Below are 1,615 nucleotides of genomic sequence, written 5' to 3'. Positions count from 1 at the left end.
CCCTGCTCGCCCACCTGCGCGCCGCCTACCCGGGGCCCACGGCCCAAGGCCGGCGCCCCACGGCCCCCGCTCAGCGCCCGGCGGCCGCTCGGAGCCCGGCTGCCGCCGCCGCGCCGTCGCCGATGTGCAGGAGCGCGGCCGCCCCGGCCAGGGTCGCCCGGTCGAGCGGGAAGTAGCCCCGCTCGGGGGCGGCACCGGTCCGGCTACGCGCCTCGCCGAACGTCGTCGGTACGGCCGTCACCTCCCAGACGACTCCCGGCCGTTGCAGCACCGCCTCGTACGTCCCCGAGGCCGGATCGGCCAGCCCGATCGCCGCGCTGCGCCCGAGGCTCCCGGCGACATAGGCGTACCGGTCGCCCAGCAGCGAGCCGACGATGCGGCCCGCGCCGTTCCAGCGGCAGTCCAGCTCCCCCAGCGCCCAGGTGCTCGGGCTCGCCTGGAGGTGCCGGTTGTGGCTGAACAGCAGGGTCGGCCCGCGCCGGGCCTCAACGGCGCGGATGTCGAGCAGGTTCTGCGCCATCAGGGCGTCCCGCAGCCCGAGCAGGCCGGACAGCCGGTCGCTCGGTGTGAGGCCCCGCACGGCCGCCTGGCCGTGGTAGCGCAGCAGCCCGAGCCCGGCGGAGAGGTACGTGGCGGCTTCGAGCCAGGCCGCGTGCGAGCTCTCCTCGATCAACTCGGCTGCTCGGTAGTGGAGTTGGACGAGCAGGTCGTCGGCGATCCGGCGCAACCGGTCGGCTTCGGGGGTGGCGCCGGGCGAGCTCGCCGCGTCGAGCACCGCCTCCTCGCGGTCCCATCGCGAGTCCTCGCCCGTGAGGGCGGCGATGTCGAGGTCGAGCCGGAGGTAGTCGCGGGCGTGCTCCAGGTGGCTTCGCGGGCTGGGGGCGGTGGTGTTCTCGGTCGGGGCGTCGAAGCCGTGCAGGGCCAGCCGCTCACCCGGCGCCCGGTCGCGGTTGAACTCGCGCATCCAGGCAACGAGTTGGCGGTTCCCCTGGTGTGCCCCGAAGCCGTGCGAGAAGCCCTCGCTCAGCACCGCGTCCAGCGTGCCGGCGCCGCCCTGGACGTAGCGGTTCACGGCGAGCGCGGCGACCCGGTCGGTCTCCAGGGCGATCGACCGGAAGCCGTGCCCGACGAGCCGGGCGAACAGTTCGTTGCGGACCAGCCCGAAGGCCGGCTCCTGGTGCGTCGGCTCGCCGAGCGCCAGGAGTTCGCAGGAGGGGGTGAGGAAGTCTCGGATGTCCTGACTCATGGACCTCAAGCGTATCCTTGAGGGAACGGTTGAGACTTCTTCTGGAAGTGCCGCTCAACCGAGCCAGGCCACCGGAAGAAGTCTCAAACGGGAGTCACGGAGTCACCATGCGCCCCGCCGATCTCGCGCGCGAGCACGGCATCTCGACCCAGGCCGTGCGCAACTACGAGCGCGACGGCTTCCTCCCGCCCGCCGAACGCACCCCCACCGGCTACCGGGTCTACACCGAGGCGCACGCCGCCGCCCTGCGCGCCTATCTCGCCCTCGTCTCCGCCCACGGGCACCCGGCCGCCGGGCGGATCATGACCGCCGTGCACGCCGACCGCCTGGACGAGGCGCTGACCGCCGTCGACCTCGGCCACGCCCAAC

Annotated in this window: 2 protein-coding genes; one reads left to right on the top strand and one right to left on the bottom strand. The window is 74.1% G+C overall.

Annotation, left to right across the window (positions count from 1 at the left end):
- Window positions 1-70: 70 nt before the first annotated feature.
- Entirely contained in the window at window positions 71-1,246 is a 1,176-nt protein-coding gene (locus J0670_RS37645; protein WP_207817271.1) for an erythromycin esterase family protein, read from the bottom strand.
- A gap of 107 nt (window positions 1,247-1,353) precedes the next feature.
- On the opposite strand from J0670_RS37645, the gene J0670_RS37640 reads away from it, so the two are divergent.
- The coding region (locus tag J0670_RS37640; RefSeq protein ID WP_207817270.1) for a MerR family DNA-binding transcriptional regulator at window positions 1,354-1,615 on the top strand (262 nt) is incomplete at its 3' end.

The sequence above is a fragment of the Streptomyces sp. FH025 genome, from assembly GCF_017427025.1.
GTDB lineage: Bacteria > Actinomycetota > Actinomycetes > Streptomycetales > Streptomycetaceae > Kitasatospora.
This window is presented reverse-complemented; position numbering and strand designations above follow the sequence as displayed.